We start from the raw sequence: 25,284 nt of genomic DNA on the forward strand, positions 1-25,284 counted from the left end.
AGTATTTTTACAAATAAAAAAGAGTAGGATACGAACGTCCTACTCTACCTATTATATCATTTACTGCTTTAACGAACTCATTATCCTCTATACTTTACACCTAATCCCTTAATGAAATTCCTTGCGTATCTATCGCCACACTCTTTGTAATTTTTATGGCCTTTCTTTCTTAATAGAGCGCCTAACTCTCCTTTTGTTACCGTAACGCCTACGCTATCTAATATATCAAGTACATCCTCACTCGTTAAAGATAGTGCGATTTTCATTTTCTTTAGAAGAAGGTTATTGGCACTCTCCTTGCTCTGTACAGGTGCAGGCTGCCCTGGTTTCGGATCTTGCTTTCCTCTTTTTAAAGTAATAAATCCATTTAAAAATGCCTCTAACATCATCATATCGCATGTTTTTACGTACTCATCTTCAGCTACCTCATCATTTTCAGCTTCATGCTGAGGAGCTCTCTTTATTTTTGTAAGCATATCAACTACGTCTTCTTTCGTTACTTCCATCCCGCCTAGTTTAAAGATTTCTACCATATCTATATCTTTTATATCTAAAGCGTATCGTACTCTTTTTAATATATCGTTGTTGCTCATTGCCATTGGGTTTCCTCCTGAAATGTTGATTATAGTAATGCTTTTAGCATGTGTAAATTAATGTCGTTAAGTTACTACTTTAACATTTTAGGGGGAGGTTTTGTAGTCTTAACCAAATTTATGATTATAGAGGCTATACTACAATCCAAGCAATAATTTGATTCTATAGAAGGGTTACAGTAACTTTTCGGTTCATTTTTTCTTAGTTCATTAGATCTACATTCTATTTTATATTTGTTAACTATAAAAGCAGTGCATTGATTCCTCAAATACACTGCTCGTCTCTTACATTGTTATATTTCTTCTATACAAACTAGAGTTTATGGGTTTCGATGAATTTTATCCATATAGGAGACTATTGCATATCATAAATTAGCCACTTTCCGTCAACTTTCTTCAAATCAATAGTAATATTGTCAGGATTAGGGCCGTATAAAGGTTTTGGAGAGATATCTATCGTAACTTTTAATTTTGCTCTATCTCCAACTTTTCTTTCTTCTATATTTAATATATCTATTGACGCATTTTTTGGAATTCCAATACGTTTTCCAGCTTCTACATCCCAAGGGAGACTCGGATGTATATACTCACCTGCTTTGTTTAAATCTCTTGATTCAAGAGCTTTAAAAAAGCCTTTTACTGTTTCTTGTGGACTATTATTTTGAATTAGAACGTTAACTAATATAACTATAAACACAATCCCAATTATCCACACGTACCAAGGAGATTTTTTTGCAATTCTTATTAATTTTATGTTTTTATCATTTCTATTTTGGGGCGTAATATCGTTATGGAATTCTCCATTATCAAATAGTTCTTCTGATTCATCCAAATTTATTCTCTCTGTACCACAACTAGTACAGTACTTATTTGTTTTCAATAATTTCTTATTACATGCTGTACAATTCATTATTTTATTTCTCCCTGCCCTATTATTAAAATCAAATCCCCAAAGTTTCACATATTAATTTTCTATTATTTTCAATTTTTTTGATGTAGTAGCATTAAAATTACCTGATGAATCCAATTCTGTATGATAAATGTACGTTTTGACTCTAAAATTTTTATGTGGAAACTTTTTATTTACAGCACTTACCACTAAATTGTTAATTTCATTTCCGATTTTCACAGCTTCTTCTACCGTAGACTTATTATCAACTCGAACTTTTATCGGAAAATCAGCTGTATAATACATATTTGGATTATCATACAGCGTTGCTTGAAATAAAAATGGGGCTAATCCGGTTTGTTCAATAAGTAAATCCTTCGTATCATAAACTTTTATATTTGCAATATTCTTTCCTACTTCCGATCCTGCCTCTGCATCAAAGGGTTCTAATTTCTCGTTAGCAACACTTGTTTCATTTCCTACCGCCTTACCCTTATAATTCATTTCAATAAATTTCACATTACCATCCCGGTCACAATCCAACCAAACAGTACCTTCTTTATTTTTGAAAGCCCCATCCACACTTACAGATATGCTACCGCCCCCAGTTCCTGAAAACTTCTCAATCTGCACACTTTCCGCATCATTTCCTCGAACATCATATTTTGCATACCCTTCCGCCTCAGTGCCTTCTGATTCAATTTTAGTACCTAACATAATATCAAGACCTAATAATTTGAAGGCATCCTTATACTTCAAATCTTTTGGCTCTAATAATTCAATCTTAATATGATTAATAATTTTCCCATCACTTTCAAATGTATATTTAGCATAATTATCTACATATAACCATCTAGTTTCCTCTTTTGTTCTTGGGGATGAAAGCGTTCTCTCTAAATCTTCAAGTCGATAAGTTTTTTTTAGGTACATTGCTATTCCACTTAAATTTGAAGTCGAAATATCATTGCTCTCATTCGTCATAATTTTCTTCTCATCTTGCTTAACATTTTGGCTTACTTCTTTTGTTGGTACTGATTCTGTTGATTTTTGACAACCCGATGTAATTAATCCTGCTGTAAGTAAAGCTATTAATACTTTCTTCATAATTTCCCTCCAATTAAAATAAAAAAATTCTGGTAGCTCCTATAAGAAAAAATCTTCAAATCAGAAGAAAATTCCACAGTACTCTAAAATTATTATCGAATATTTAAAAATAACTATTATTCAAAAGATCTTCATACCAATACTAAATAATTAACTTTATAAATTATGTCGAAAGAAGTCGAAAAACAATATTTTTATAATCGGAAATTTAGATTTAATTTTTCCGCTGTTAAATTAATTAATTTGAACATAAAATAGGACCTCCTTACATGCACTCTGCATGTAAGGAGGTCCTATTTAGATAAAAATCATACATTTTCTTAACTTGATGGCCATGCTCAAATAAAGAGATTTTTTATTTCTGTCTATTATTCAGATTACATTTCATACCTCGATAGAGCCTAATGTACTCTACTCCAGCTCTTGTCATTTTTCTCCTTACGAGTATTCGTTAGTTCATTATATTCTCAAAGACTTCTTTTTTCAGCAAGCAGACTGTATCAACAAAAAAAGTTACATTCACAAAAAAACTCAAAACTAAATAAAATAACTACCCACAAATTAATACAATCCATTTCCCTCTATCTTCAAAGTATTACACCGTCTCACTATCCTGAGCCACACCAACACTATCCTCAAACTTATCCAACAAAGCACGCACCTCATCAGTCGATTTCGTACTCATCAATTGATTTCTCAATTCAGCAGCTCCAGGGAAGCCTTTTACATAAATTTTGAAGAAGCGGTGAAGCCCTGTGATTGAGCGTGGCAGTACTTCTGCATATTGATCTTGAAGATCAAGTTGTAGTCTTAAAAGATCTAGGTGCTCTTTACTGCTATGCTCTCTTGGCTCTTTTTCAAAAGCAAATGGATTTTTGAAGATGCCTCGTCCGATCATTACGCCATCAATGCCGTATTTTTCAGCAAGTTCCAGCCCCATTTTACGATCAAGGATGTCTCCATTGATTGTTATTAACGTATTTGGTGCGATACGGTCACGTAATTTTTTAATTTCCGGAATTAGTTCCCAATGCGCATCTACTTGGCTCATTTCTTCTCTTGTACGTAAGTGAATAGAAAGGTTTGCAATATCTTGTTTGAAAATGTGCGTTAACCAATCTTCCCACTCGCTTAACGCTTTAAAGCCAAGTCGTGTTTTTACGCTGACAGGTAGTCCGCCCGCTTTTGCTGCTTGGATAAGTTCTGCCGCAACGTCTGGACGTAGAATAAGGCCACTACCTTTTCCTCTTGATGCAACGTTCGGTACTGGGCAACCCATGTTAATATCGATGCCTTTAAATCCTAGTTCTGCCATACCAATACTCATTTGACGGAAGTATTCGGGATTGTCTCCCCAAATATGTGCCACCATCGGCTGTTCGTCTTCTGTAAAAATTAAACGGCCACGTACACTTTTCATACCTTCTGGATGACAATAGCTATCCGAGTTTGTAAACTCTGTGAAGAATACGTCCGGACGACCTGCTTCACTTACTACGTGACGGAAAACAACGTCTGTCACATCTTCCATTGGTGCAAGTACGAAAAATGGTCGTGGTAATTCACGCCAAAAATTATCTATCATTTCAAATTCAAATCCTCTCACTATGAATACAATTTCAAAATCTCAATTTATAATTTGTGAAAATCAGCAATATTTATTTTAACTAAAATCGCTTATGAATGGTATTTTTGTAAACCAAAAAGCAGGTGGTATAGATTTCCCCTATATCAACTGCTTTCCTATTATACCAACTTAAGCCAAGCCACACACTCCACATGCGTCGTATGCGGGAACATATCAACAGGTTGTACTTCCTGTGTTTTATATCCGCCTTCTTCTAGTACTTTTAAATCACGTGCTAATGTTGCTGGGTTACACGATACGTATACGACGCGGTTTGGCTTCATGTCGATGATTGTATTTAGTAATGCTTCGTCACAGCCTTTACGCGGTGGGTCTACGACCATTGTGTCGGCGATTACGCCTTCTTTGTACCATTTTGGAATGACTACTTCTGCTTCTCCTACGCCAAATTCAGCGTTTGTCATGTTGTTTAGTGCTGCGTTTCGGTTTGCGTCTTCGATTGCTTCTGGGACGATTTCAACGCCGTACACTTTTTTCGCTTTTTGCGCTAGGAATAACGAGATTGATCCGATTCCGCAATAGGCATCGATTACTGTTTCGTTACCATTTAATTTTGCGTATTCTAACGTTTTATCGTAAAGCACTTTCGTTTGCTCTGGGTTTACTTGATAGAATGAACGTGCTGAAATCGCAAATTTAATGTCACCGATAAAGTCATAAATGTATTCTGATCCGTACAGTACTGTCGTTTTGTCTCCGAAAATTACATTCGTACGCTTCGTATTTACGTTTTGAACAATTGATTTTACTTCTGGGAATTTCGCTGCAATTTCTTCAATAATTGCTTTTTTGTTCGGCAATTCTGCTGTACGCGTAATGAAGACAAGCATAATTTCCCCTGTTAGTTGTCCGTAACGAGCCATTACGTGACGAAGTGTTCCTTTGTTACGCTCTTCGTTGTACGCAGTGATACCGTGCTTTTCACAAATACGTTTTACTTCTTGGATTAATGTATCGTTTTCTTCTGCCTGAATTAAGCATGATTCCATATTAATGATGTCATGCGTTCCTTGGCGATAAAAACCAGCTACAAGTCCGCCTTCACGTTCTCCGATTGGTACTTGTGCTTTATTACGGTATACCCACGGATTCTTCATGCCAAGTACAGGATGAACAGGAACATCACCTAGTCCTCCGATACGCTGCATAACGTCACGTACTTGTTTTTCTTTCGCTTGTAATTGTCCTTCATAAGTTAAGTGCTGAAGCTGACAACCGCCGCACTGATTATATACTGGGCATTCAGCATCTTTACGATATGGGCTTTCTGTATGAAGCTTCATTAAACGACCAAATGCAAAGTTTTTCTTCACTTTAATAATTTTAATTTGCGCTTCTTCACCTGGTAATCCATTTTTAACGAAAATAGGATAGCCCTTTACTTTCGCAACACCGGCACCATCATGTGTTAAATCTTCAAATACTACATCTATAAACTCGTTTTTCTCAACTGGTGGCGTCATTTTAGTACTCATTTTCCGACCTCTCTTTTTCATAACACTGCGTTACATTTTATCATACTTATATGGTCTTTTTCTATTGGAAGAAAAAAAGCTATTGACGATACTTCTCTGTTAATGTTACGCTACTACTAATTTAATACGGACGATGTTACCTCATATATACTTGATAATATGGATCGAGAGTTTCTACCCGGCAACCTTAAATTGCTGGACTATGGGGAAAACTAATGAATATTAGCCTATGCGCAAAAAAGGACTCATATTGATTAGCTTTCTCTCATAGATGAAAGTGAATCCATATGGGTCTTTTTTTATTTTTATTTTTCTAAAAGGTCAGACATCTTACGTATGACATAAAACCTCATTCCTTTATTTTTAGTAATATAACGAGCGTTTTATGTACAAACTTTATACGAACTTCTGAAAGGGGCAACTACATGCAATATGTAATGAGCATTATCGGTATTATTGCCGTGTTAGGTTTATGTTTTGCTTTGTCAAACAACAAAAGTAAAATCAACTTCCGTGCAATTGCAATTATGATTGGTTTCCAAATTTTAATCGGTTGGTTTATGTTTGCTACAAAGATTGGTCAACAAATCATTATTTTCATTAGTAAAGTTTTCAACAAACTAATTAAACTTGGTACGACAGGTGTCGATTTTCTCTTTAATGGAATTCACAGAGATTTTGTCTTTTTCTTAAACGTATTATTAATTATCGTATTTTTCTCAGCACTACTTTCAATCTTTAGTTATTTAGGTGTTTTACCATTCATCGTTCGCGTTGTCGGCGGTGCTATTTCAAAAATTACTGGTTTACCACGTGTTGAGTCATTCCACGCAGTAAACTCTGTATTCTTCGGTTCAAGTGAAGCGTTAATCGTTATTAAAAACGATTTACAGCATTTCAATAAAAACCGTATGTTTATCATTTGTTGTTCTGCGATGAGCTCCGTTTCTGCTTCTGTTACAGCATCATACGTAATGATGTTAGATGCAAAATACGTACTGGCAGCTCTTCCGCTAAACTTATTCTCAAGCTTAATCGTTTGTTCGTTATTAACACCAGTTGATACGAAGAAAGAAGATGAAGTGATTCAGAAATTTGATAGAACTCTATTCGGAGACAGCTTTATCGGCGCAATGATTAACGGTGCGCTTGATGGTTTAAAAGTAGCTGGTATCGTTGCCGCATTAATGATCGCCTTTATCGGTGTGATGGAAGTTGTAAACTACGTAATTAGTGCAGCTTCAGGCGCAATGGGACATGCTGTTACTTTACAACAAATCTTCGGTTACGTACTTTCTCCATTCGCATTCTTAATGGGTATTCCAACTCAAGATATTATCCCAGCTGGTGGTATTATGGGTACGAAGATTGTTTTAAATGAGTTTGTAGCAATCCTTGATTTAAAAGACACAGCTACAACATTAGCTCCACGTACAGTTGGAATTGTTACAGTATTCTTAATTAGCTTCGCAAGTATTAGCCAAATTGGTGCAATCGTTGGTACAATCCGTGCCCTTTCTGAAAAGCAAGGAAGCGTTGTTTCTAAATTTGGTTGGAAAATGCTATTTGCATCAACACTTGCTTCTATTTTATCTGCGACAATCGCTGGATTGTTTATTTAATAAAAAAACACCTTACTTTAACGAGTAAGGTGTTTTTTTGATGCTTTATGAAACCGAGTGAAATTCAACTGCTTCTTCTGTATTGATAATCCTATCTTTATATATACCTTTTATTGAAATGTAAATGATAGATTTGTTTATGTTTTTTAACTTTCCTAATGAAAAATGATAAAGTAATCCATCGCTTTTTAAAGTCCACATCTTCCCACTCCATGGACCAGTAGCTTTTTGTTCATCCGACGCCTTTATTTCACCTTCATATTCGCATTCTCCCAAAGGAGTTTTAATTGTATTCTTCTCTGTATCAATTCGAATATTTTTAATTAGCTTCAAATTTTCATCAGAGAGAATTTGAATTTCATGATCTTTCTTTTTAAAAAAGAGTTTTCCGTCTTTGGTATTTATATATTCTGCATTATCCATTTTATCTATCATAAAATCATATTCTTCTTTTGTAATACCTAAGTTTTGATGATAAGGAAACGTTTTTTTCGGTATAATTTCTTCTTCGGCATACTTCAAATACCAATCTAAATTATTTGTAATACTATTGCTCATTTTATTTCCGATTTTCTCTAATTTCTCTTTTATCTCATAAGAAAATTCTAGTGTCATAATATCCGCCGTCACTTCCGCATTCATAAGATGCGATGGAATATACTCTTCCACGCTATTCGCTTTACTCACTTCACTTTGGCAACCAACTATAAATAGCGATATGAAAAAGATATATATTATTTTTTTATATTTCATTTCTATTCTCCACTCCATACATTATTCTTACTTAGTTTTATAGCGGTTTTCATTATAGTATAAAATCTTTATATTTTAATAAAATACATATTCTTATGCAAAATTGCATATTAATATGTATTCTTCTTACTTTAAAATTAGCTTAAATCACTTTCCAAATTATACAAATAACAAGTTAAAAATGTTATAATTTTCAAAAAACCATTGGAGGATATTATGAAAGCCCACGCAATTTTCGATTTCTTACATTTACTAGTCTTAACGCTGAAAAGCTATTATGTATGGGGAATGCCTATCTATGTCTTCATTATTCCTCTTATCTTTGTAGTCGGTTATATTATTATTAATTCTAATAAGAAACAAAAAAATACATCTATTCAAAGTCACTAATCTATTACCTTAATAGCCTCCTAAAAATCATATTCCCCTCATTTTCTTCAAATGATATGATGAACAAGGGTATATCCCCACCACTCTTATAGCGGTGGGGATTTTAATGTCAATATGCAACATACTACACAATAGAAGGTGATTTTTATGAGAAAATACGCAGCAATTGCTTTATGTACGTCTGCCATTCTAGCAGGCTGCAATACTAGCAATGTAAGCCAAGAACCTAAAAAAGAGAAAAAGGTTCAAGAAGTAGCTATACAAAAAGAGACTCTACAAGAACAAGGTAAAATTTCTTATACTCCCATCACACACGAATCTACAAACACAAGTATTCATATTACAGACTTAAAAGATTCTTTAAATGAAGTACAATATAAAATTTGGCGCACAGCTGATGGAAAGGAACGTGCTAAATCTTTTTCTTCTAAAGAAAAAGAGAAACAATTCACACTTCCTTTTGATATAAAGGAATTTGAAGGAAAACGCGGTGAGTTCCAAATTGAAGCAATAGGAATGAAAGAAGATGGGAAAACAATCCCGCTTACGAAATCTACTATTACTTTCGAACAAAAGGTTCCTGTTCTTATGTATCACGCAATTGATGATTATCATGGTCAAGGTATTAAAGACTTATTCGTATCACCAGCTAACTTTGAAGCACAAATGAAACATTTAAAGGGCAATGGTTATACGCTGTTAACGTTTGAACGCTGGGGCGATATAAATAAAGTAAATAAGCCGATTTTCGTTACATTTGATGACGGTATGAAAAATAATATGAATGCATTTCGCGTTTTACAAAAGCTAAAAGATGATACTTTTAAACCGGCAGCAACAGAATATATGATTGTTGATAACGTTGATGTAGAAGGAGCATTGTCTACTTCTGAAATAAAAGAAATGGTTAATTCCGGCATTTTCTCGGTGCAATCTCATACTGCAACACATGCAGACTTACCGAAAATTACAAACTATGAGGAAGAGTTAAAAGGTTCAAAAGAAAAGCTAGAAAAAATAACAGGTAAGCCTGTTATCGCGATTGCTTATCCATTCGGTCATGTAGATGATAAGGGTGTTGCAGAAACGAAGAAGTATTATCAATTTGCGACGACGACAAAGCCTGGGCAATTCATTACGAAGGGTGAACCTGATGAATTGTTAAAGATGAAGCGCGTTCGTATACACCATACAACGACTGTAGAGCAGTTTGCTTCCTCAATTAAGTAAATGTAAGAGCTCAATACATTTTGAGCTCTCTTTTTACTTTATATTTATATATATTTTTAGAATTTTCTTGTATTATATATAGTAAGAAATCTTTCAAATTAAAGGAGATTATACATATGTCATTTGAACAAACGTTAGAGAAATATGCTGCTCTTGCAGTTAATGTTGGTGTTAATATTCAACCTGGACAAACTTTATCAATTAGTGCACCTCTTGAAGCTGTACAATTTGTACGCCTCGTTACAGAAAAAGCATATAAATCTGGTGCAAAACACGTATATGTAGATTGGAATGATGAGACGTTAACACGCTTAAAGTTCGATCTAGCTCCTGAAGAAGCTTTCGCTGAATTTCCATCTTGGAAAGCACATGCTCGTGAAGAATTAGCAAAAGAAGGCGCTGCATTTATGTCTATCTATGCAGAAAACCCTGATTTATTAAAAGGTGTAGAAGCATCGCGTATTGCAACAGCTCATAAAGTAGCTGGAGAAGCAATGAAAGTATACCGTGATTACGTACAAGCAGATAAAGTAAGTTGGTGTGTCATTTCTGTTCCTACGAAAGAATGGGCTGCGAAAGTATTCCCTGACGTAGCGCCAGAAGAACAAGAAGCAAAGTTATGGGATGCTATTTTCAAAGCTACTCGTGCTGATTTAGAAAATCCTGTAGAAGCATGGAAAGAACATGATGAAACATTACATACAAAAGTGGATTACTTAAACGAAAAGCATTATAAAGCTCTTCACTATACAGGTCCTGGAACAGATTTAACAATCGAACTTCCAGAAAAACATGTATGGGCTGGTGCTGGTAGCTTAAATGAAAAGAACGTACCATTTATGGCTAATATTCCAACTGAAGAAGTATTTACAATGCCACTTAAAACAGGTGTAAACGGCCAAGTTTCTAGTACAAAACCGTTAGTATTTGCAGGTAATATTATCGATAATTTCACGTTAACATTTGAAAACGGGCGTATCGTAGACTATAAAGCTGAAGCTGGTGAAGAAGCTTTAAAACATTTAGTAGAAACAGATGAAGGTTCTCACTTCTTAGGAGAAGTAGCTTTAGTACCTCATGACTCACCAATTTCAAACACAAATGTTTTATTCTACAATACACTATTTGACGAAAATGCATCTTGCCACCTTGCAATCGGAAATGCTTATGCATTTAACTTAGTTGGCGGAAAAACAATGTCTAAAGAAGAACTTGCTGAAAACGGCGCAAACGCTAGTATCACACACAACGACTTCATGATTGGATCAGCTGAGCTTGATATTGACGGTATTACTGCTGATGGCAGACATGAGCCTATCTTCCGTAAAGGTAACTGGGCGTTTTAAATTTATTACCATAAAGAAACACATTGGATAATCCAATGTGTTTCTTTATTTATTTGGTCTCAATTCAAATTTTATCGTTCTATTTTCATGCGTAAACTCCGGTCTATACGTAGCGATATACGTATTTTCTTTCGCTACGTCAAATAGCATGATATCTTGAATTTTTTCATCTGGTGCTAACTTTTTACTAATAAAGCTATCAGGGTTATTATATTCTTTAAATCTTGTACCTTTCTTATCGGTAATCTCAAATTCATAAAATGCAAAAGGTATTTCCTTTTTACTATTATTTTCTACTTTGAAAATAATCCCCAAAATCTCCTCTTTCTTTTTATTCTCATCATAATCCGGATATCCTAATTTAACTGAATCGATAGTTACTTGCAAACCATCTACGTCTACTGTCTCCCCTATTTTATACACTTTATCTTGAACATCTTCTTGTTTACTTTCATTACTATCTTTAGTCTCAGTGCAAGCACTTAAACTAAAAGCTATGCCAAAAATTAAAACAATTTGACTTACCTTTTTTAACATACTCTTTCCTCCACATAAGACAATATTTCATATGTATCATAACAAAACGCTTTACTCTTTCTTGTCATATTTTGTCGTATTAATTGCTAACTGCACAAATAGAAAAAAGCTATCTTCTACAAAAGATAGCTTTCATGATGCCGATGAAACCTTAAGCCCAATGACACCCAAAACAATAAAAAGAATACAAAATGCTTGAAATAAACTAATATGCTCTTTAAAAAAGTACACACTAATGATTGTAATAAGTAATGTTCCAACGCCAGACCAAATAGCATAAGCAATACTTAAATGAATCTTTTTCACAACGATGGCAAACACGCTGAAACAAATCCCATAAAACACGAAAATCAGTACACTTGGAACGAGCTTTGTTAAACCATTTGATAGTTTCATCGCAATTGTTCCAGCTACTTCAAAAATAATTGTAACAAGTAATAATAGCCAATATACCATACTAGAATCTCCTTCTCTGTTACCTTATAGAGATTCTAGTATACTACTTATAGTCCCAATGAAATATATTTAATTTCTAAATATTCCTCGATGCCGAAATGGCCTCCTTCACGACCGATACCACTTTCTTTAAATCCACCAAATGGTGCTTGTGCAACTGATGGAAGACCATCGTTTAGACCGATAATACCGTACTCTAACGCTTCACTAATTTGGAATGCTTGGCTAATGTCTTTCGTGAAAATATACGCAGCTAAACCGTATGGTGTATTGTTTGCACGTTCGATTACTTCATCAACTGTTTTAAATTTCGCAACTGGTGCCACTGGCCCAAATGTTTCTTCATTCATACAAAGCATCGTATCATTTGCCAACCCAATTACAGTCGGTTGAATGAAATGTCCCTCTAACTCTACGACCTTTTGACCACCATATAAAACTGTTCCACCTTTTTGAATAGCATCTTCAATATGTTCTTGTACTTTTGAAACTGCATTCTCATCAATAAGTGGCCCGACAGTCGTTCCGTCACCGAAACCGTCTCCTACTTTCAACTGCCCTACTGCCTTTTGGAACTTCTCTACAAATACTTCGTATACTTCTTCTTGAACGAATACTCGGTTTGTACATATACACGTTTGTCCTGCGTTACGGAATTTCGAACCAATCACCGCTTCTACTGCTTTATCTAAATCCGCATCATTCATTACGATAAACGGAGCGTGACCCCCTAACTCAAGCGAAACTTTTTTCATCGTTTGCGCCGCACTAGCCATTAACTCTTTCCCGATTTCCGTTGACCCTGTAAAGGACACTTTTCGAACGCGACTATCTTCCATCCATGTATCAGCAATTGCTTTTGCACTACCTGTTACGATATTGATTACGCCCTTTGGAATATCTGCTTCATGGGCTAATTCAGCTAATTTCAATGCAGTTAATGGCGTTTGACTCGCCGGTTTCACAACGGCTGTACAGCCTGCTGCAAGCGCTGGGGCTACCTTTCTCGTAATCATAGCTGCCGGGAAGTTCCAAGGTGTAATAGCTGCCATAACGCCAACTGGTTGCTTCGTAACTAAAATGCGCTTATTCGGATGAGAAGCAGGAATCATTTCACCATACACACGTTTCCCTTCTTCTGCATACCATTCAACAAAACTATTTGCATAATTTACTTCACCAAGCGCTTCTGCAAACGGCTTTCCTTGTTCCTTCGTCATAATCGCTGCGATCTCTTCTTTATTTTCATCAATAAGCGTAAACCACTTTTTTAACTTCGTGGCACGATCTGCTGCCGTTAACTTAGACCACGTTTTAAAAGCTTCATGTGCAGCATCAACAGCTTGCTTTGCCTCTGTTACTCCGCCTTTTGGTACAGTTGCAAATATTTCCTTCGTCGCAGGATTATTTACTTCAATTTGTTCTTGTAGTGTAATCCACTCACCATTTATATACATCGCCTTTTTATCTATACTTACGAAAGTCGCCTTTTTATCCAATGTTTTCTTCCTCCTCTATGAACTTCTTAATTTTTCTAGTAGCAGCAGATTGACTAATTTGCAAAAACTCAGCCACTTTATAACTTGATCCATACGTTTTATACGCTTTAAGAATTATATTTCTCTCTACCTCTTCCAGCATTTTATAAAGGCTTTGCCCCGATTGTTCAACTGCAGCCTCTTGCATAGAGAGTGGCAAATCCTCTACCGTTACAACATCATCAACAGTAATAACAATTCTCTCAATTACATTCTCTATTTCTCTATTGTTCCCTTCCCACGGATATCCAACAAACATTTGTAACGTACTCGGCGCTAGTTTCACATCACGTCCGTACTTTTTATTAAAGTGCTGCAAGTAATGATAAATAAGCGGCAAAATATCTTCTGTTCTTTCCCTAAGCGGGGGAATTGCAATTGGAATGACATTCAAACGATAGTATAAATCTTTCCGAAATGTTCCTTGTTTCACCATCTCGCTTAAATCTCTATTTGTTGCCGCCACAATTCGAACATCTACTTTTTTTAATTCTCTTCCGCCTATAGGACGAAATGTTTTTTCTTGCAATACTTGCAAAAGCTTCGCTTGAATTTCAAGCGGCATTTCACCGATTTCATCTAAAAAAAGAGTTCCTTTATGCGCGGATTCTAATAGTCCCTTTTTCCCTTCACGATTCGCACCTGTAAAAGATCCACCTGAATATCCAAAAAGCTCCGATTCAATTAAATTAGTTGGTAATGCCGCACAATTAATTTCATAGAAACTTTCATGCTTACGGTGACTCACTTCATGTAAATGGCGTACTAATCGACTTTTTCCTACTCCAGTCTCGCCTAAAACGAGAACAGTACTATCCACTACAGATACTTTTTTGATTGTATCGACTATTTTTTGCATAGCTAGACTTTTAAAAATAAGTCCTTCATGCTCATATGTTTCTCTTAATTCTTTTTTATATGTTTTTAGCTGATTATCCATTTCCTCTACCTTTTGACGTAATTGATAGAGTTCAGTAAGGTCGCGAGAATAACTAATCACTCTTCTTAAATTTCCCTCATCATCAAAAACAGGCCTTGTACGAACGTGTAAATACTCTCCTGATTTTGTCGTTTGAACGAGTTCAATTGGCCTCTTTTTTTCAATCACTTCTAATGTCGCTGATGGATAAAAGATTCCATCCTTTTGTAGTTCTTTTACATGCTTACCAACTAACTCTTCTGCAGCTAGTTGGTAGTGCCTTTCACATGTACTATTTACACGCACAACGATTCCTTGCTCATCTGTAACAAAAATTTCGTCAAACGCATATTCAAATACATCTTTTAAATCCATTAACACTCGTTCCTTTTCTGCAACCATCCTAGCCACCCCTAACTTCAAATCCATCGATCCACTTCACTACCTTTATTATAAAGTGAATTTTCTGCATTTAATATAGAGTCAGCTAGAATGTTTGCTATTTATACTTCAGTTTTTAAACGCGAGCGATGTTTGTTTGCTCATAACAAGCTTGCAATGATTCTTCAATTATTGTTAAACCTTCTTCAAGTTGCTCATCTGTAATAACTAAAGGCATTAACACACGGATAACATTTCCATACGTCCCTGCTGATAATAACAGTAACCCACGCTTATTTGCTTCTGCACATAGATTAGCCGTTAACGTTTTGTCAGGTGCTTTCGTCTTACGATCTTGAACGACCTCAAATGCACACATTGCGCCTAACCCACGCACATCACCGATGCAATGATATTTATTTTTCATCTCTTCGAATCGGTTCATTACGACTTTTCCTAATTCTATCGCTCTATCATTTAATTTCTCATTTTCTATTACATCGAGAACAGCTAATGCAGCCGCACATCCTAATGGACTTCCTGCATACGTTCCACCAAGTTCACCTGGTGCAGACTCATTCATAATTTCTTTACGTCCAATGACACCACTTATCGGTACACCAGCACCTAATGATTTAGACACTGTAATTAAATCTGGAACGACATCATAGTGATCAATTGCAAAATATTTTCCTGTACGACTAAAGCCTGTTTGTATTTCATCCGCTACAAATAAGATGCCGTTCTCTGAACAAATGCGGCGTACTTCTTGAACAAATTTCATACTTGGGACGATAAATCCACCTTCCCCTTGAACAGGTTCCATTACAACAGCTGCAATTGTTTCTGGTGCTACTTCCGATATGAAGAAGTTCTTAAACTCTTCAATAATAAAATCATCATACTGCTCTTCCGTTAATCCCTCTGGGCGACGGTATTCGTATGGAAATGGCGCTTTATATACTTCTGGAGCAAAGGGACCAAACCCAAATTTATATGGCTTCACTTTACTTGTCATCGTCATTGTCATTAATGTACGCCCGTGGAAACCTTTAGAAAATGCGATAATACCAGGTCTCTTCGTATATTTACGAGCGATTTTCACCGCGTTCTCAACTGCTTCTGCACCACTATTTAAAAACAGGACTTGCTTATCGAAACTTCCTGGTGCCAATGCCGCAAGCTTTTCTGCTAATTCAATATATGGCTCATACATCATGACGTTAAATCCAGTATGAATGTATTGATCGACTTGTTTATGGAGCGCTTCTTTAACCGTTGGATGACAATGCCCTACGTTAATTGTCCCGATTGCTCCTGCAAAATCAATGTACTGATTGCCATCAACATCTGTTACAAGAGCACCATTGGCAGATTGTACAAACGTTGGGATGCCGTTACTTACTCCTTTTGGTACTATATTTTGACGGCGTTCTAATAAAGATGCCGCTTTCGGTCCTGGAATTTGTTCATTTACTTTAGCAAATTTTTTTGTGTTCATTGCGTACCCCATCCTTTTCTTTACATTGTTTTCTCTTTTTATTGCAAAATATATGCCAACTTTCTTTTCTAGCATTTATCCTATATTCTTTGTATCCAGGCATAAAAAATAAGTCTATAAAGACTCATTAAGAGTCTTTATAGACTTATTTTCCTTACACATTAGACTTTTCTTTCTCCCAGAAAAACTCACCCGATTGAGAAATAAACTCTCCAACAGAATCTAACACTAAATCAGCAAGTGGTTCTAATGTTGGACGGTCTCCTGTACCAGATAGCACCCCAATTGCATAGCAATCGCCATTTTTAGCTAAATGTAAATCAGTTGGCGTATCTCCAACAACCGCAACCTCACATGATTCTAAATTAAATTTCTCACAAAACACTTCTATAATCTTTTTATCTGGTTTTTGCGCAGGGAATGTATCCGAGGCTATAATATAATCAAAAAAGTTCTCCAACTTATATTGTTTTAAAAATAATTCTGTTGGTGCGAAATCATCCGCCGTGACAACCCCTAATATAAATCCTTTATCTTTTAATGCCTGTAACACTTTCGGTAAGTCTGCTGTCATTTTCATATGCGAACGATGCTCATACATAAGGGAAAATAACTTCTCACTTACCCACTGATGCATCTCTTCTTCTCTAGCAGACTCAATATAATTACAAAGCCCCTTCGCTACATCAAGGCTTGTTCCAGCAGCTATTGCACTCCTTGGATTAACAAATGCTCCCTCTACACCAATCTCTTCTAATAAGGTCTGCCGCATTGTACTTGGTAAATGATATAAACTTATACATTCAGCTACAAGTTCTTCAGCTACTTTTATCCATATTGAATGAAAATCCATTAATGTCCCATCTTTATCAAATAATATCGCCTTTACCTTCTCCATAGCACCCTACCTCTCATTTCTTATCTCTTCCAGTGTATCAATAAAGTATGGATGTAAAATAAAAGAATTGTAAAAATACCATAAAAATCAAACTAACTCCCAATTTACAATTCATTTTAACAAAGTAAAAAAGGATGCCTTTACAGGGCATCCTCTTGATGTTCAGGAACAAATAGTTCTAAACAATGATATATATTTTCGAATTCCATCGGTGCATCTCCACCATACTCACCATCTAAATTAATCATTAGTTTATCTGGTGAATGTACTTTAATTCGGTTCGCTTGTGTATATAACACTTTTGGATTATTAATATGTTCACCACGTTGTGCTTGTGTTGCTGCTTTAATTAAATCAGCGATAGAACCTTTTTTCAATACTAATAGGTCAAATAACCCATCGTTAATAGATGCATACGGTGCTACCTTTTCAAATCCACCTACTGAACGAGTATTCGTAATTAAAAACATCGTAATTTCTTCTTGTAGTAACTTTCCATCATACTCAATTTCAACATATGTCGGATGCAATGATGGTAACATCTCGATACCTTTTAGGTAATAAGCAAGCTGCCCTAATACTGTCTTTAACTTACTCGGTACTTCGTATGTTAATTCTGTAATACGACCGCCACCAGCGATGTTAATAAAATATGTATCGTTCGCTCTACCAAGGTCTAATGGCACTGTTTTTCCTTCGCAAATAATATCTGCTGCCTCTTCAATAGAACGAGGTACACCAATTGCACGTGCAAAGTCATTTGTCGTTCCAACTGGAATAATTCCAAATTTCGGACGGAATTCATGCCCAACTAAACCGTTTACTACTTCATTTAATGTACCGTCGCCACCAGCCGCAATAACAACATCAAACTTACGATCCGCAGCTTGCCTCGCCGCCACAGTAGCGTCTCCAGGACCCGTTGTCGCATGACAAGATGTCTCATAGCCAGCTTGTTCTAATTTTTGTAATACTTCTGGTAAGCTCTTCTTAAATAGCTCACGCCCAGAAGTAGGATTATAAATAATTCTTGCTCGCTTCATCATTTATTAGCACAGGAAATTTCTTTATGTATCGAAAAAGAACATACTGAACTTCTATTCAGTATTCCCATGCCTACCTCCTCTCATCTTGCTATCCTTCTTTTATCCCGCTCAAACAGGCAGTAAGAACCCGATTCGTGTAGTCCATCAAAAGTAAATATTCATTTCAATGGTTTTTTATTTGACTCCAAAATTTATCCCGCTATTTGCGGGCAGTAAATGCCCGATTGGTGAGGGCTAATAATCAGTGTTGGATGAACCTCCCACTGATTAAAGTTTCACTTTATTTCTATCCATTCTTCCATAAAAATTTACATATAACGAATAATAACTATCTATTATTTCATGAGATGAAAAAAACCTCTATGTTTAGATTTATCATTATTCCCACCTTTTTGCAACTATCATACCATAGTTGCTATACAAACATTTTTCCACTTTTGACAGTTAATCAAACGTTTGTTTAAACGATTTTGTCTCATTTAAACAAACGTTTGATTAACCTAGAAAAACACCCATGTACGGGTGTTTTTCTGCTTAATCTTTAAAAGTTACTACTATTATCGCTTATTAATCTCTTCAAGTAAGATTTTGTTAACAAGCGGTGGATTTGCTTGTCCTTTTGTAGCTTTCATAATTTGACCAACTAAGAAGCCAATTGCACGGTCTTTACCGTTTTTAAAGTCTTCGATAGATTGCTCATTATTATCAAGAATTTCTGTTACAACTTTACGAAGTGTACCCTCGTCAGAAATTTGAACAAGACCTTTCGCTTTAACGATTTCTTCTGGGTCTCCACCTTTTTCAATTAATTCATTAAATACTTTCTTCGCGATTTTAGAAGAAATTGTACCTTTTTCAATTAATTGAACCATTTTAGATAAACCAGCAGGCGTTAATGCAACGTCTTTTAATTCTTTTTGTTGTTTGTTTAAGTATGCAAGTACTTCACCCATTAACCAGTTCGATGTTAATTTCGCATCAGCACCGTCTGCAACAGTTGCTTCAAAGAAATCAGACATCTCTTTCGTTAATGTTAACACGTGTGCATCATAAGCTGGTAAGCCTAGTTCTGCAACGTAGCGAGCTTTACGTGCATCTGGAAGTTCTGGAATAGAAGCTCGAACTGCTTCTTTCCACTCATCATCGATGTAAAGTTCAACTAAGTCTGGCTCCGGGAAGTAACGGTAATCGTCAGATCCTTCTTTCACACGCATTAAGATTGTTTTCTTCGTTGCTTCATCATAACGACGTGTTTCTTGTTGGATGATACCACCAGATAACAGTTCTTTTTCTTGGCGCACTTGCTCGTGCTCAAGACCTTTTTGTACGTAAGTGAATGAGTTTAAGTTTTTCAGTTCCGCTTTTGTACCGAACTTCTCTTGTCCAACTGGACGAAGAGAAATGTTCGCATCACAACGTAAGGAACCTTCTTCCATCTTACAATCAGATACACCAGTGTATTGAATGATTGATTTTAACTTCTCTAAGTATGCATATGCTTCTTCTGGCGTACGCATATCTGGCTCAGATACGATCTCGATTAAAGGCATACCTTGACGGTTGTAGTCTACTAATGAACCATCAGCTGTATGCGTTGATTTACCAGCATCTTCTTCTAAATGAAGACGTGTAATACCGATACGTTTCTTTTTACCGTCTACTTCGATTTCAATCCAACCATTTTCACCAATTGGCTTATCAAATTGAGAGATTTGGTAAGCTTTCGGGTTATCTGGATAGAAATAGTTTTTACGGTCAAACTTCGTTTCCGTTGCGATTTCACAGTTTAATGCCATTGCAGCTTTCATCGCAAAGTTAACTGCTTCTTTATTTAAAGTAGGAAGTACCCCTGGGTATCCTAAGTCAATTACACTTGTTTGTGTATTTGGCTCCGCTCCGAATTCTGTTGGACTCGCAGAGAAAATTTTCGAATTTGTTTTTAACTCAACGTGAACCTCTAAACCAATAATTGTTTCTAAATTCATCTATGCTCGCCTCCTTACAGACTTGCTTTTTTTGTATGATAGTCTGTTGCTTGCTCAAACGCATGTGCAACGCGGTAAATTGTCGCTTCATCGAAGTGTTTACCAATGATTTGTAGACCAAGTGGCATGTTGTTAGCACCGAATCCACATGGAACTGAAATCGCTGGAACACCCGCTAAGTTTACTGGGATTGTTAAAATGTCATTTGCATACATTGTCATTGGATCGTCAACTTTTTCTCCCACTTTAAATGCCGGAGTTGGTGTTGTTGGTCCAATAATAACATCATAGTTAGCAAATACATTTTCAAAGTCGTTCTTAATTAATGTACGTACTTGTTGTGCTTTTTTGTAATATGCATCATAGTAACCAGAGCTAAGAGCAAATGTACCAAGCATAATACGACGTTTAACTTCATCACCGAAACCTTCACTACGTGTGTTTTTGTAAAGATCTAATAAGTTATTTACATTATCAGAACGAACACCGTAACGCACGCCATCAAAGCGTGAAAGGTTAGCAGATGCTTCAGAAGAAGATAGTAAGTAATACGTTGCTAGAGCGTATTTAGAGTGTGGAAGAGATACTTCCTCCCAAGTTGCACCCATACCTTCTAATACTTTTAAAGCAGCTAGTACTGACTCACGAGCTTCTTCGCCAACACCTTCGCCTAAGTATTCTTTCGGTACAGCAATGCGTAAACCTTTAACATCGCCTGTTAAACCAGCTAAATAGTTTCCAACTTCAACGTTTGCAGAAGTTGCATCCATTCGGTCAATACCTGAAATAGCTTGTAATAAGTATGCATTGTCTTCTACTGTACGTGTAATCGGTCCGATTTGGTCAAGTGAAGATGCGAATGCTACTAATCCGTAACGAGATACGCGTCCGTAAGTTGGTTTTAAACCTACAACACCGCAATATGCAGCTGGCTGACGGATAGAACCACCCGTATCAGAACCTAGAGAGAATAGTACTTCTCCTGCTGCTACAGCTGCTGCAGAACCACCACTAGATCCGCCTGGAACGTAATCTAAGTTCCATGGGTTTTTCGTAGCGTAGAATCCTGAGTTTTCATTTGAAGAACCCATTGCGAACTCGTCCATGTTTAATTTACCGATTGTAATTGTGTCAGCAGCTTTTAGCTTTTGCACAACTGTCGCATCATAAATTGGATCGAAGTTTGCTAATATTTTGCTTGCACAAGTTGTACGAAGACCGTTAGTTACAATGTTATCTTTTACACCAATTGGCATACCGAATAATAAACCATTATCTTCAGCGCCGATTTTTGCATCTAATTCTTTCGCTTTTGCGCGTGCATTTTCTTCATCTAATGTAAGAAAGGCTTTTACGTTATCTTCAACATCCGCAATACGTTTGTAAGATTCTTCTACTAAATCCGTAACGGAAATTTCTTTGTTGTTTAACTTCTTATGTAACTCTGATACTGAATGATCAAATAATGACATCGAAATTCCCCTCCTCTATTCTAATACTGCTGGAACACGGATTTGATTATCTTTGTGATCCGGTGCATTTTTTAATACTTCTTCAACTGGTAAACCTTTTTCTGGTACATCTTCACGCATAACATTTTTCATAGTTAATACATGAGTTGTTGGTTTTACATCTGTTGTATCTAATTCATTTAACTGTTCTGCAAATGTAACAATTGCATCTAGTTGTTTTTGAAATTTTTCTGCTTCTTGATCAGTAATTGCAAGACGTGCTAAATGTGCTACGTGCTTTACATTCTCAACGGAAATTCTTGACACGGCTAGGCCACCTCCATAATATATCGTTCAATCTACAATACTATTGATGATACCAAATTTTCAGTACTTCAAGCAAGTCAACACAGAGTACTTACGCCATTTTTACATAAAAAAAGAAAGGCAAATGCCTTTCTTTACAATTTACTCTTTATCTAACGGTTTATTTTTTGGAAATCTCTCGTTATCTTCTTCATTATCACGAATTGTTTTTTGTAATACAAAACAAGACATCGTTAAAAATAATGTTCCAATTAAATAGTATCCTTTTACACTAAGCGTTTCATCTAACGTATAAATCCCAATTAGCATACCTGAAAGCGCACAAACAAATGAAGTCCATGCTAAAAATGTGAACGCTTGCGTATTACGTCTTCTCATCGTTCTCCCCCTCGTTAGCTGTATACCCATTATAGATAAGTATATTTACCATGATGGATTTTTATGTAAATTCTAGTTTTATATTTATAAATCTATCATAAAAGAATACTATTTTAAAGGAAGTTTTCTGTCTAATCTGAAAAAATAATTAAAATCATTGACAATTTTTTCTATTCTACATAAAATAAAAATAAATATTACGAACCTCGAAATATACGGGAGTGGCATTAATTGTTGCAATATGAACATTTTTTAGACTTACTGCTAGATAACGCCAAGAAACTTTTCTATCCTGAAGAATGGGTAAGCCTAGATTTAACACTTTCTAAAACAGAAGTATTTTGTTTACTTTGGATGGAACGAAATACAGATATTACAATGACGAAAATTGCTGACCTTCTTGATATACCGATGAGTACAACGACGGGCGTTGTAAATCGCCTTGTAAAAAAGGGATATATTGAGCGCTACCGTGATGAAAACGACCGACGTATTGTATTAATTCGGTTAACAGAAAACGGCGTAATGCTCGTTCAAGAAGTAAAACAAAATGCAGCCCACTACTTTAGCTTAGTGACAGAAGCATTGTCAGAAGAAGAAAAAGCATTCTTACTACAAATCTTCCAAAAGATTATGAATCACATTGCTACGTCACAGCAAAAAACAGAAGAAAAAGTTTCTACACCTAAAATGAAAAACATTCCGATTGAATAAAACCCTATCTGGGTTTTTATTCAATCATTTACTTCGACACTCGTAATATTCGATGTTCGAAACAAAGGAGATATGAATGATGAGAATTATTTTGTATACAGGTAAAGGCGGCGTAGGAAAAACTAGCATTTCAGCAGCAACAGCAATTCAAAGCGCAAAACAAGGATTAAAAACTTTAGTCATGAGTACAGATCCCGCTCATAGTTTAGGAGATTCATTTGGTATAAAGCTATCTTCTGAGCCATTAGAAATTCGTGAAAATTTGTGGGCACAAGAAATTAATACGATTTATGAGATGGAAAAAGGATGGGGAAAATTACAGAAATATATTACACTACTCTTCACTTCCAAAGCAGCCGATGATATTACAACAGAAGAATTAACGATGTTTCCTGGTATGGAAGATTTAATTAGCTTACTTCGCGTACTCGATTATTATAAACAAAACACATATGATGTTATCATTATTGATTGTGCTCCAACAGGAGAAACATTAGCAATGCTAAGCTTTCCAGACATGCTCGGCTGGTGGATGGAAAAATTGTTTCCTATTAAAAGAAAAGTTTTAAAAGTCGTTCGTCCTGTAGCTCAACCACTCCTTGGTGTCCCTCTTCCAACCGATGATATTATGGACGAATTAACAAATACACTTGAACAGCTCGGAGAAATGAGAGATATTTTATCAAACCGAGAAGTAACAAGTATCCGCATCGTTGTAAATCCTGAAAAAATGGTCATTAAAGAAGCTCAGCGTAGCTTTACTTATTTAAATTTATACGATTATAACGTAGATGCCATTATGATTAATCGCGTCATCCCTAACACCGTCACCGATCCTTATTTTCAAGCATGGAAAGATACGCAAAAGAAATATAAAACATTAATTCAAAATAGTTTTGATCCACTTCCTATTTACGAAGCTCCAATGTTTGAACAAGAAGTTGTTGGTTTACCTATGTTAGAGCGTGTAGGAGATGCTTTATTTAAAACTGATCATTGTCCTACTGAAGTGAAATTTAACGGCCGCACACAATATGTAAGAAAAGATGGCGATGATTATATTTTCATTCTTTCTATTCCCTTCTCAAACAAAAGTGAACTTTCATTAAATCAAAAAGGTGATGAGCTAATTATTCGAGCTGGCTCTGTGAAACGAAATATTACATTGCCAAAAACGTTAACACACCTTTCTATTCAAGGGGCAAAATTTGAAGAAGATATACTAAACATTCGGTTTGGAGGTGTAGTGCATGCATGAGGAACTACTACGAAGGGTAATTCGTACAAAAGTAAAAGTCGGGATGCATATATTAGAAGAGCTACCTAATCCAATCCAGCAATCAGCTAAGCAAATATTAAATATTTTGCAAGAGGAGCTAGCTGCTTATCCGAAAGAACGAGATCATCATGAAGTTAATTTAAAAAATATCATAATTGAATAACTATCTCTGTATAGAGAGCCTTTTTTAGGCTTTCTATACTTTATTGGAGTGATGTAAGTTGATGAAAAAGCATTCCACTACTATACTCTGGATCATTCCCTTATTATTTTTCATTCATAACCTTGAAGAAGCTTTCCAAATGCCACAATATCTTGCTAATCAATTTTCAATCCGTCTTATAACTAGCCAACAATTTTTCATTGCCATTTCCGTATTAACAATCTTTGTATTACTTATCGTCTTTCTATATCAACTTAACTTCTTGTCTTCTATATGCTGGATTATTTTTATACAAGGGGCCATCTTCTTTAACTCTGTTCAACATATTATTTTGTTTTTCATTTATCGCTCCTATAACCCCGGCGTAATATCAGCATTTTTCATTACTCTCTTTTCTATTTTCTTTTTTTTATCCAAAAAACACTTAATTCATCAAAAGCAATTCGTAATTACACTCCTTTTCAGCTTATTTTCTTATCCCATTATAATTTGGATTACCTTACTGTTCGCTAGCTATTTTCATTCATAAAAAAAGACCAGGAAAACTCCTGGTCCATTACTCTACTTAACAAACATTGGATTCTACGTTATACAAAATTGGAAGGTACAGAATTAGGGTTTGTTTGTTAAGTTTATATGTTGAACGAACTAACAGCGGAGG

The 25,284-nt window shown here is 35.6% G+C and carries 25 protein-coding genes and 1 riboswitch; of the genes, 8 read left to right on the plus strand and 17 right to left on the minus strand.

Features of this window, described 5'->3' with window-relative positions:
- Positions 1–80 precede the first annotated feature (80 nt).
- From ACUN13_RS21770 to rlmD, 5 genes are all read right to left on the minus strand, one after another.
- A complete protein-coding gene (locus ACUN13_RS21770; protein WP_001251702.1) occupies positions 81–599 on the minus strand; it encodes a YehS family protein in 519 nt (172 codons plus the stop codon).
- Positions 600–948: 349 nt separating this feature from the next.
- Entirely contained in the window at positions 949–1,503 is a 555-nt protein-coding gene (locus ACUN13_RS21775) for a zinc ribbon domain-containing protein (protein ID WP_000995851.1), read from the minus strand.
- A gap of 54 nt (positions 1,504–1,557) precedes the next feature.
- Positions 1,558–2,586 carry a hypothetical protein gene (locus tag ACUN13_RS21780; protein ID WP_000756602.1) on the minus strand — a complete coding sequence of 343 codons (1,029 nt, stop codon included), beginning with the start codon at positions 2,584–2,586 and terminating at the stop codon, positions 1,558–1,560.
- A gap of 595 nt (positions 2,587–3,181) precedes the next feature.
- Positions 3,182–4,171: a tRNA dihydrouridine synthase gene (locus ACUN13_RS21785; protein WP_000566701.1), complete on the minus strand. Its 990-nt coding sequence runs from the start codon at positions 4,169–4,171 to the stop codon at positions 3,182–3,184.
- 161 nt (positions 4,172–4,332) lie between these two features.
- Positions 4,333–5,709 carry a 23S rRNA (uracil(1939)-C(5))-methyltransferase RlmD gene (rlmD, locus tag ACUN13_RS21790; protein WP_445423953.1) on the minus strand — a complete coding sequence of 459 codons (1,377 nt, stop codon included), beginning with the start codon at positions 5,707–5,709 and terminating at the stop codon, positions 4,333–4,335.
- A 121-nt stretch (positions 5,710–5,830) separates the two neighbouring features.
- Positions 5,831–5,932, plus strand: a riboswitch (purine riboswitch).
- Positions 5,933–6,134: 202 nt separating this feature from the next.
- On the opposite strand from rlmD, the gene ACUN13_RS21795 reads away from it, so the two are divergent.
- Positions 6,135–7,331, plus strand: a complete 1,197-nt coding sequence (locus ACUN13_RS21795) for a NupC/NupG family nucleoside CNT transporter (RefSeq protein ID WP_001200484.1) — start codon at positions 6,135–6,137, stop codon at positions 7,329–7,331.
- 45 nt (positions 7,332–7,376) lie between these two features.
- Here the strand turns inward: ACUN13_RS21795 and ACUN13_RS21800 are convergent, their stop codons facing one another.
- Entirely contained in the window at positions 7,377–8,084 is a 708-nt protein-coding gene (locus ACUN13_RS21800) for a hypothetical protein (RefSeq protein WP_088346582.1), read from the minus strand.
- Between the two features lie 216 nt (positions 8,085–8,300).
- On the opposite strand from ACUN13_RS21800, the gene ACUN13_RS21805 reads away from it, so the two are divergent.
- The 3 genes from ACUN13_RS21805 to ACUN13_RS21815 all read left to right on the plus strand — a co-directional run bounded on the left by ACUN13_RS21805 (position 8,301) and on the right by ACUN13_RS21815 (position 11,050).
- Positions 8,301–8,474 carry a hypothetical protein gene (locus ACUN13_RS21805; RefSeq protein ID WP_000643592.1) on the plus strand — a complete coding sequence of 58 codons (174 nt, stop codon included), beginning with the start codon at positions 8,301–8,303 and terminating at the stop codon, positions 8,472–8,474.
- Between the two features lie 147 nt (positions 8,475–8,621).
- Positions 8,622–9,704 (plus strand): polysaccharide deacetylase family protein, encoded by a 1,083-nt coding sequence (locus tag ACUN13_RS21810; protein ID WP_445423954.1) that lies wholly within the window; start codon positions 8,622–8,624, stop codon positions 9,702–9,704.
- Between the two features lie 116 nt (positions 9,705–9,820).
- A complete protein-coding gene (locus ACUN13_RS21815; protein ID WP_000007349.1) occupies positions 9,821–11,050 on the plus strand; it encodes an aminopeptidase in 1,230 nt (409 codons plus the stop codon).
- 45 nt (positions 11,051–11,095) lie between these two features.
- On the opposite strand, the gene ACUN13_RS21820 is transcribed toward ACUN13_RS21815, so the two are convergent.
- The 11 genes from ACUN13_RS21820 to ACUN13_RS21870 all read right to left on the minus strand — a co-directional run bounded on the left by ACUN13_RS21820 (position 11,096) and on the right by ACUN13_RS21870 (position 22,467).
- On the minus strand, positions 11,096–11,587 hold the full coding sequence (locus ACUN13_RS21820) for a DUF4352 domain-containing protein (protein WP_000915110.1): 492 nt from the start codon (positions 11,585–11,587) through the stop codon (positions 11,096–11,098).
- A 132-nt stretch (positions 11,588–11,719) separates the two neighbouring features.
- The gene (locus ACUN13_RS21825) at positions 11,720–12,043 is read right to left on the minus strand and encodes a DMT family transporter (RefSeq protein WP_000263262.1); all 324 of its coding nucleotides are present in this window, start codon (positions 12,041–12,043) and stop codon (positions 11,720–11,722) included.
- A 47-nt stretch (positions 12,044–12,090) separates the two neighbouring features.
- Positions 12,091–13,542 (minus strand): NADP-dependent succinate-semialdehyde dehydrogenase, encoded by a 1,452-nt coding sequence (gabD, locus tag ACUN13_RS21830; RefSeq protein WP_025689704.1) that lies wholly within the window; start codon positions 13,540–13,542, stop codon positions 12,091–12,093.
- On the minus strand, positions 13,535–14,902 hold the full coding sequence (locus ACUN13_RS21835; RefSeq protein WP_000225136.1) for a sigma-54 interaction domain-containing protein: 1,368 nt from the start codon (positions 14,900–14,902) through the stop codon (positions 13,535–13,537). Before ACUN13_RS21835 ends, gabD begins: the two co-directional genes overlap by 8 nt.
- Positions 14,903–15,017: 115 nt before the next feature.
- On the minus strand, positions 15,018–16,382 hold the full coding sequence (gabT, locus tag ACUN13_RS21840) for a 4-aminobutyrate--2-oxoglutarate transaminase (RefSeq protein WP_025689708.1): 1,365 nt from the start codon (positions 16,380–16,382) through the stop codon (positions 15,018–15,020).
- A 154-nt stretch (positions 16,383–16,536) separates the two neighbouring features.
- Positions 16,537–17,280, minus strand: coding sequence for an HAD family hydrolase (locus tag ACUN13_RS21845; RefSeq protein ID WP_000416672.1), 744 nt, complete (start codon positions 17,278–17,280; stop codon positions 16,537–16,539).
- A gap of 140 nt (positions 17,281–17,420) precedes the next feature.
- Positions 17,421–18,326, minus strand: a complete 906-nt coding sequence (locus ACUN13_RS21850; RefSeq protein ID WP_000977679.1) for a diacylglycerol kinase — start codon at positions 18,324–18,326, stop codon at positions 17,421–17,423.
- Positions 18,327–18,883: 557 nt separating this feature from the next.
- Positions 18,884–20,311, minus strand: coding sequence for an Asp-tRNA(Asn)/Glu-tRNA(Gln) amidotransferase subunit GatB (gene gatB, locus ACUN13_RS21855; RefSeq protein WP_001047685.1), 1,428 nt, complete (start codon positions 20,309–20,311; stop codon positions 18,884–18,886).
- A gap of 14 nt (positions 20,312–20,325) precedes the next feature.
- Entirely contained in the window at positions 20,326–21,783 is a 1,458-nt protein-coding gene (gatA, locus tag ACUN13_RS21860) for an Asp-tRNA(Asn)/Glu-tRNA(Gln) amidotransferase subunit GatA (RefSeq protein WP_000051433.1), read from the minus strand.
- A gap of 15 nt (positions 21,784–21,798) precedes the next feature.
- Positions 21,799–22,089: an Asp-tRNA(Asn)/Glu-tRNA(Gln) amidotransferase subunit GatC gene (gene gatC, locus ACUN13_RS21865; protein ID WP_000086999.1), complete on the minus strand. Its 291-nt coding sequence runs from the start codon at positions 22,087–22,089 to the stop codon at positions 21,799–21,801.
- Positions 22,090–22,230: 141 nt separating this feature from the next.
- On the minus strand, positions 22,231–22,467 hold the full coding sequence (locus tag ACUN13_RS21870) for a YiaA/YiaB family inner membrane protein (protein ID WP_001254393.1): 237 nt from the start codon (positions 22,465–22,467) through the stop codon (positions 22,231–22,233).
- A 231-nt stretch (positions 22,468–22,698) separates the two neighbouring features.
- Between ACUN13_RS21870 and ACUN13_RS21875 the strand changes: the two genes are divergently transcribed.
- The 4 genes from ACUN13_RS21875 to ACUN13_RS21890 all read left to right on the plus strand — a co-directional run bounded on the left by ACUN13_RS21875 (position 22,699) and on the right by ACUN13_RS21890 (position 25,152).
- Complete coding sequence (locus ACUN13_RS21875) at positions 22,699–23,181, plus strand: MarR family winged helix-turn-helix transcriptional regulator (RefSeq protein ID WP_000942482.1); 483 nt, start codon at positions 22,699–22,701, stop codon at positions 23,179–23,181.
- A gap of 76 nt (positions 23,182–23,257) precedes the next feature.
- Positions 23,258–24,439, plus strand: a complete 1,182-nt coding sequence (locus ACUN13_RS21880; RefSeq protein WP_002182396.1) for an ArsA family ATPase — start codon at positions 23,258–23,260, stop codon at positions 24,437–24,439.
- Complete coding sequence (locus ACUN13_RS21885; RefSeq protein WP_000544106.1) at positions 24,432–24,623, plus strand: DUF3926 domain-containing protein; 192 nt, start codon at positions 24,432–24,434, stop codon at positions 24,621–24,623. Before ACUN13_RS21880 ends, ACUN13_RS21885 begins: the two co-directional genes overlap by 8 nt.
- A gap of 61 nt (positions 24,624–24,684) precedes the next feature.
- On the plus strand, positions 24,685–25,152 hold the full coding sequence (locus ACUN13_RS21890) for an HXXEE domain-containing protein (RefSeq protein WP_002182395.1): 468 nt from the start codon (positions 24,685–24,687) through the stop codon (positions 25,150–25,152).
- Positions 25,153–25,284: the final 132 nt, after the last annotated feature.

The sequence above is a fragment of the Bacillus cereus group sp. Bce041 genome (assembly GCF_052646455.1).